Genomic DNA, 6,218 nt, shown 5'->3' with positions numbered 1-6,218 from the left:
CCCCCCCCCCCCCCCCCCCCCCCCCCCCCCCCCCCCCCCCCCCCCCCCCAAAAGGGGTGAACGGTCGTAACTTTCCCGTGCGGGTCGCGTTCGGTCGCGCTAAGAGATCATCCGACTGCGCAACGTCACGCCACGCGTTCGGGGACGGCACCCGTTCGCTCCACGCGCCGCTCGGCGCGTCTGCGGGCGGCGACCGCGGGGTCGAGAGCCGGCACGGCGGCCAGGAGCTGCCTGGTGTACGGATCGCGCGGATTCCCGTACACGTCGTCGGCGGGCCCCTCCTCGACGACACGCCCGTGCCGCATCACCGCGACCCGGTCGCTGACGTGGCGGACCACGGCGAGGTCGTGGGCGACGAAGACGAGCGCCAGGCCGAGCTCCCGCTGCAGCTCGCCGAGCAGCGCGACGACCTGGGCCTGCGTCGTCACGTCGAGCGCGGAGACGGGCTCGTCGCAGACGATGACGCGCGGGTCGGCCGCGAGCGCCCGGGCGATGCCCACGCGCTGGCGCTGACCGCCGCTGAACTCGTGCGGGTAACGGTCGTGGTGCGCCGCTTCGAGCCCCACACGCTCCAGCAGTTCCGCCACGCGCCGCCGGATCAGGGTCTCGTCGCGGTCGAACTTTCCGGGCATGTCAATGCGACCTCTGTTGCCCTGCGTCAACTCCCGGGAAAGGCCCAGGGGTTGGGTCGGCAGTGAATCCCGTCGTGGTCGAGGAACTTGGTCTGCTGCTGCATGACCGGCGCGAGTTCGCCGTCCTTGTCGCAGGTGACGTGGCCGAAGCCGAGCCGGTGGCCGACCTCGTGGTTGATCAGCATCTGCCGGTAGGCGTACATCGCGTCGCCGAAGGTCGACGAGCCCTGCGCCCACCGGTACGCGTTGATCATCACGCGCTCGGTGGCGGCCGAGTCGCAGGAGACGTTGTCCTCCGTGGTGTCCAGACCCGACTTGGCGCACCACTCGGCGGTGGTGCCCGGGCTTGCGAGCGTGATGACGAAGTCGGGTTTGCCCGAGTGGATGCGCTCGAAGGTGCGGGCGCCGCCGTGGGCCCAGCTGCGGTCGTCGTTGAGCGTCTTCTGCACGGCCTGGGCGAAGAGTTCGCCGTCGAGCCCGAGCCCCTGCTCGACGTCGACGCGGTAGGTGTACTTCCGCCCCTTGCCGGGCGCCTTGGCGACGCCCGGGATCGCGTCGAACTTCCCCGACCCCTTCAGCTCGGCGGCCAGGGGGTACTTGGCGGACATCTTCTGCGCGTAGGTCAGCGTGACGACGCCGGGCGAGACCGAAGGGCTCGGCCGGTCGTCCCCGCGCGTGGCGTCGTCGGCGGAGCCCCGCTCGGCCCGCTCGGTCGCGGACTGGGACCGGACGGCCTCGTCGCCCCGCCCGTCGGTGACCTGTCCGGCCACCACGACGGCCAGCACCGTGGTGACGGCGGCGGCCGCGATGCCGGTGAACGCCCGCCCCTTGCCGCTCCTGGCGGCGGACACGGACTCGCCGGCGGGCGGCATGCCGTCGCCCCGGCCGGCGGCGACCGGGGCGCTCTCACGGGAGACGGCGTCCGCTGCGGGCCCAGGGGCGTGCGGGGCGCGCTCCCGGGGGCGTGGCGGCGCGTACGTCGGTCTCGCGCGCGTGAAGACGTCGTCTTCCTCGTCGCCGCCGAAGGCGTCGAGGTAGTCCTGGCGTGGCCCCTGGCGTGCCCCGCGACCGGAGGGACGGGGGCCCTGGCCCGGGCCGCTCGGGGGAACGGGTCGCTGACGCGGTATCACGGGCTGCCCGGTACCCGGCTGACGCGCTCTCAAGTCACCCCAGCCGCCTCCGGTCTCACGCTGCTCGGGATGACCCCCGCGGGCCTGCGGAAACCCGTGGGCGGGCGTCCCGTCGGCGAAGCGGGGCACGCCGTGCGCGGGCGTCCCGTCGAGGCCGAGGGGCGGGGCCTGGGCGCGGCCGCCGCGCACGTCTTTCTGGACCGGCCCTGCGGGACTCCCCTGAGGGGCTCCCGGTGACGCGCCCCGGGGGGCGCCGTCCCCCGCACGCTTGGGCGCGGGTCCACGCCGGCTGTGACGTCCCACGTCGGCCTCAGCCCCCCGTGGTCTCGGTCGGGGCCGAGGTGTCGGCCAGCAGCTCCCGGAAGGCTCTCGCCACCGCCTCGGGGTACTCCATCATCGCCACGTGCCCGGCGTCCGGCAGCGTCAGCAGACGGGAGCCGCGGAAGGCGCGGGCGGAGCGCTGCGCCATGCGGTAGCCGACGAGCTGGTCGCGACCGCCGTAGACGAGGAGTGTGGGGGCGAGGACCCGCTCGGCCTGGCGCCACAGCCCGTGTTGCCCGCCCAGCGTGTAGGCGCTCAGCAGTCCGCGCGTCGAGCGCGTCAGCGCGTCCCAGAAGTAGGGCAGTTGCAGCCGCCGCTCCAGCTCCTGCACCGCGTCCCGGAACGCCTCCGGACTGACCCGCCCGGGGTCGCCGTAACAGAGGCCCATCACGCCGCGGACGCGCTGCTCGGCGGTCCACTCACGGCTGAGCCGGCTGAAGAGCGCGGCCACACCGGGCAGGCCGACCAGGCCCGTGGGGACCGCGGTGCGCTGCACCCGGAGCTCCGGGAGCGCGGGCGAGACCAGCGTCAGGGTGCGCACCAGGTCCGGGCGGACCGCGGCGACCCGGGTGGCCACGGCGCCGCCGAGGGAGTTGCCGAGGAGATGCACGGGACCTCGCTCGGCCGCGTCGAGGTAGCGGATGACGGCACGCGCGTGTGCCGTGATGGAGTAGTCGCCGTCGTCCGGTGGCGGGGAGTCGCCGAAGCCGGGGAGATCGACGGCCTCGCCGGCCACCGCCCCGTCGAGCGCGGCCATCAGCGCGGACCAGTTCTGCGAGGAGCCGCCGAGGCCGTGCACGTACAGCGCCGGCTGCAGTCCCGCGCGCGCGGGGGGCCGCGACCGGACCGTCAACGTGACGCCGGGCAGCCCCACGGACCGCAGCCGCTCGCCCTCCGCGACCCGTACGGCGGCCGCCTTCGGCAGCACGCTGGTGGGCGGCACGGAGGGGAGCTCGGTCGAAGACATGCGGGCAATGTTACGAGACGATCACGCGCGGTCTTGTGTGTTCGCCGTCACACGCGTGGACGGTGTGCACGATGAGGCGGTCCGCGTGCCGTGCGCGAGCCGTCTGCGCGCGATCACCGGGCCGGGGCCGGGCAGATCCGCCCCCAGGGGTCATACCTGCGGGAATCGGGGGCACTCCGCTCGGCGATCGCATAGCGTCCGAAACGGGTGTCTCCTAGGCTCGTATCGAGGGCACCCGCTGGTGGCCCCCGCAGTTAGCAGGGGCGTTCGTAGGAAGGGAGCCCGCCATGACCGTTGACCCGACCGACCCGGAAGCCTTCGACGAGGACGACGACTTCGGGGAGATCGCCGTGGAGGCGCCCGAGGAGGACGCCGCCGAGCAGCTCGCGGACGTCACGCAGGAGCGCGACGACCCCCTGGAGGACGCCGATCCCGCGCGGGCCAACGAGGCCGATCTCGCCGAACAGGCGCGCGTCGTCTCGATCGACGAGGACGACTACCGCTGAACGGCGCTGAGCTGGACCGGGGGACGAGTATGCCCGGAACCTACCGTTTCGAAACCATCTCGACCACTTCTGTCCTCGTCCAGTCCGTGAAATTCTGCGTTCGCACCGCGCACACCGGGGTTACCGAAAAGTACGATGGCGACGCGGCGCTCACCGCAAGAGGACGACTTTGGGAGGCGGCGTGACAGCCATCGAGCAGACAGAGGCGGCGCGCCCGCGGGGCACACGCCTTCCGCGCCGTGCCCGGCGGAACCAGCTGCTGGGCGCCGCCCAGGAAGTCTTCGTCGCACAGGGCTACCACGCGGCCGCGATGGACGACATCGCCGAGCGGGCCGGCGTCAGCAAGCCTGTGCTCTACCAGCACTTCCCGGGCAAGCTCGATCTCTATCTCGCCCTCCTGGACCAGCACTGCGAGTCGCTGATCCAGGCCGTGCGGGGCGCGCTCGCGTCGACGACCGACAACAAGCAGCGCGTCCGGGCGACCATGGACGCCTACTTCGCGTACGTGGAGGACGACGGCGGCGCCTTCCGCCTGGTCTTCGAGTCGGACCTGACGAACGAGCCCGCGGTGCGCGAGCGCGTCGACAAGGTCACGGGCGAGTGCGCCGAGGCGATCTGCGAGGTCATCGCCGAGGACACCGGCCTCTCCCGCGCGGAGTCGATGCTGCTCGCCTCCGGCCTCGGCGGTCTGGCACAGGTCGTGGCCCGTTCCTGGCTGCACAGCGACCGCAGCGTGCCGCGCGACCAGGCGGTGCAGCTGCTGGCCTCGCTGGCCTGGCGGGGCATCGCGGGGTTCCCGCTGCACGGCATCGATCAGCACTGAGCGGGCGGGGCGGGCGTTTGTTCCCGCCCGCTGTTCGCTCCTGGCGTGGACGGGCGCACCGTGTACGTCCCCTCACCGGGCTAATGTGTGCTGCGTACGGCGCGGACGCCCGCGCATCTCATGACCGTCGGAGGGACATAGCCGTGGAGGTCAAGATCGGCGTGCTGCACGCGCCTCGCGAGATCGTTCTGGAGAGCGGTCAGACTCCCGAGGAGGTCGAGCGCGTGGTGGCCGAGGCCCTGGCCGGGAAGTCACAGCTGCTCAGCCTCGTGGACCAGCACGGCCGCAAGGTCCTGGTCCCGGCCGACCGTCTCGCCTACGTCGAGCTGGGCGAGCCCGCCCCGCGCAAGGTGGGCTTCGGCGCACTGTAGGCGCAGCGATCCGCGGGAGGGGCCCGGGGACCGACACGGTCGCCGGGCTCCTCCCCTTTTCTGCGCGTCTTCGGGCCCGCCGCCACCGCCTCGCGGCGGCTCTTCCCAGCACCGTCCTCACGTCCCGTCGTCCCCGTCCGTCCCTTTCCACGGAAGGAGCACGACGCGCCCACGGGGGAGGATTGCATTCCGCAGGTCACGGGTATGACGCGCTACGACGTTGGTGCACAGCCCCGCCGCCTGGGAGGGACTCAAATGATCTTGGAAGCGCTCGGCTCCGCTGTGCTCGGTCTCGTGCTCGCGTGGACGGCGGTCACCCGCCTCTCCCACCGCCTGCCGGTCCGCACGCTCGTCTTCGCGACGGGCATCGCCGGAGCCCTGTTCGGTGACTTCGTCACCCACAGCGCGCTGGGCCCCGGCAGCTTCCTGCCGAGCCTCCTCGGCGCGGCGATCATCTCCGCCGCCTCGCTCTCCCTGCTGCTGCGCCCCGCCGGAAGACTGCGCCGACGATCCGCGCCGGCGTGACCCCCGGGGGCCGCCGGGGTGCCGGGACCGGCGAGCCGAGGCACCCGGCCCGCCCGACGCCACCGACCCGCCCGACGCCATCGGCCCGCCCGGACGCCATCGGCCTCAGCCGACGTCCGCCACCGGCGGCTTCCAGGGAGCGCCTCAGGCGGCGAGGCCCAGCGCGGCCATCCGCTTGGTGTGCGCCTCGGTGATCCGGGAGAACATCCGGCCCACCTCGGCGAGATCGAAGCCGTCCGCGACCCCGCCCACCAGCATCGTCGACAGCGCGTCGCGGTCCGCGACCACCCGCTGGGACTGCGACAGGGCCTCGCCCATCAGCCGCCGGGCCCACAGTGCGAGCCGGCCGCCCACCCGGGGCTCCGCGTCGATGGCCGAGCGCACCCGGTCCACGGCGAAACCGGCGTGGCCGGTGTCGTCCAGCACCGCCAGCACCAGCGCGCGGCTGTCGGTGTCCAGACGCACCGCGACCTCACGGTAGAAGTCGCTCGCGATCGAGTCGCCGACGTACGCCTTGACCAGACCCTCCAGCCAGTCAGAGGGGGCCGTCTGGCGGTGGAAGCCGTCGAGCGCGGCCACGAACGGCTCCATGGCCAGCGTCGGCTCCTCGCCGATCTCCGTGAGCCGGTCCCGCAGCCGCTCGAAGTGGTGGAACTCCGCCGACGCCATCTTCGCCAGCTCCGCCTTGTCCGCCAGGGTGGGCGCCAGCTTGGCGTCCTCCGCGAGCCGCTCGAACGCCGCCAGCTCGCCGTACGCCAACGCGCCCAACAGGTCCACGACCGCGGCACGGTACTGCGGATCGGCGGAGGCCGTCGTCCAGTCCTGGGCCGCGATTCCGGTAGCGGTGATCTCGGGCTTGTCAGAGGTCGTCATGCAGCGCACAATAGCCCGCTCGCCGCGGGGTGGAAGTCCCTGGTCAGTCAGTGTGACGACGAAGACGCAA

The 6,218-nt window shown here is 73.1% G+C and carries 7 protein-coding genes and 1 pseudogene; 4 read left to right on the top strand and 4 right to left on the bottom strand.

From position 1 onward, the window contains the following. Positions 1 to 125: 125 nt before the first annotated feature. From ACN6LD_RS14415 to ACN6LD_RS14405, 3 genes and pseudogenes are all read right to left on the bottom strand, one after another. Positions 126 to 617 (bottom strand): annotated as a pseudogene (locus tag ACN6LD_RS14415) (ATP-binding cassette domain-containing protein); the annotation flags it as partial. A 41-nt stretch (positions 618 to 658) separates the two neighbouring features. Next, positions 659 to 1,762 carry a DUF3152 domain-containing protein gene (locus ACN6LD_RS14410; protein WP_445043346.1) on the bottom strand — a complete coding sequence of 368 codons (1,104 nt, stop codon included), beginning with the start codon at positions 1,760 to 1,762 and terminating at the stop codon, positions 659 to 661. Positions 1,763 to 2,072: 310 nt separating this feature from the next. Beyond that, on the bottom strand, positions 2,073 to 3,050 hold the full coding sequence (locus tag ACN6LD_RS14405) for an alpha/beta fold hydrolase (protein ID WP_445043345.1): 978 nt from the start codon (positions 3,048 to 3,050) through the stop codon (positions 2,073 to 2,075). Positions 3,051 to 3,337: 287 nt separating this feature from the next. Here ACN6LD_RS14405 and ACN6LD_RS14400 point away from each other — a divergent pair, with 287 nt between their 5' ends. The 4 genes from ACN6LD_RS14400 to ACN6LD_RS14385 all read left to right on the top strand — a co-directional run bounded on the left by ACN6LD_RS14400 (position 3,338) and on the right by ACN6LD_RS14385 (position 5,275). Continuing rightward, positions 3,338 to 3,556 (top strand): hypothetical protein, encoded by a 219-nt coding sequence (locus ACN6LD_RS14400; protein WP_319188730.1) that lies wholly within the window; start codon positions 3,338 to 3,340, stop codon positions 3,554 to 3,556. A 181-nt stretch (positions 3,557 to 3,737) separates the two neighbouring features. Continuing rightward, complete coding sequence (locus ACN6LD_RS14395) at positions 3,738 to 4,379, top strand: TetR/AcrR family transcriptional regulator (protein ID WP_107442030.1); 642 nt, start codon at positions 3,738 to 3,740, stop codon at positions 4,377 to 4,379. 143 nt (positions 4,380 to 4,522) lie between these two features. Then, positions 4,523 to 4,750, top strand: coding sequence for a DUF3107 domain-containing protein (locus ACN6LD_RS14390; protein WP_020130831.1), 228 nt, complete (start codon positions 4,523 to 4,525; stop codon positions 4,748 to 4,750). A gap of 255 nt (positions 4,751 to 5,005) precedes the next feature. Then, positions 5,006 to 5,275 carry a hypothetical protein gene (locus ACN6LD_RS14385; RefSeq protein ID WP_319188732.1) on the top strand — a complete coding sequence of 90 codons (270 nt, stop codon included), beginning with the start codon at positions 5,006 to 5,008 and terminating at the stop codon, positions 5,273 to 5,275. A gap of 144 nt (positions 5,276 to 5,419) precedes the next feature. Here the strand turns inward: ACN6LD_RS14385 and ACN6LD_RS14380 are convergent, their stop codons facing one another. Further along, positions 5,420 to 6,148: a ferritin-like fold-containing protein gene (locus tag ACN6LD_RS14380; protein ID WP_319188734.1), complete on the bottom strand. Its 729-nt coding sequence runs from the start codon at positions 6,146 to 6,148 to the stop codon at positions 5,420 to 5,422. Positions 6,149 to 6,218 lie beyond the last annotated feature (70 nt).

This window comes from Streptomyces sp. SAS_272, from assembly GCF_052543235.1.
Note: the sequence above shows the minus strand (reverse complement) of the source record. Positions and strands in the feature narration are given on the sequence as shown.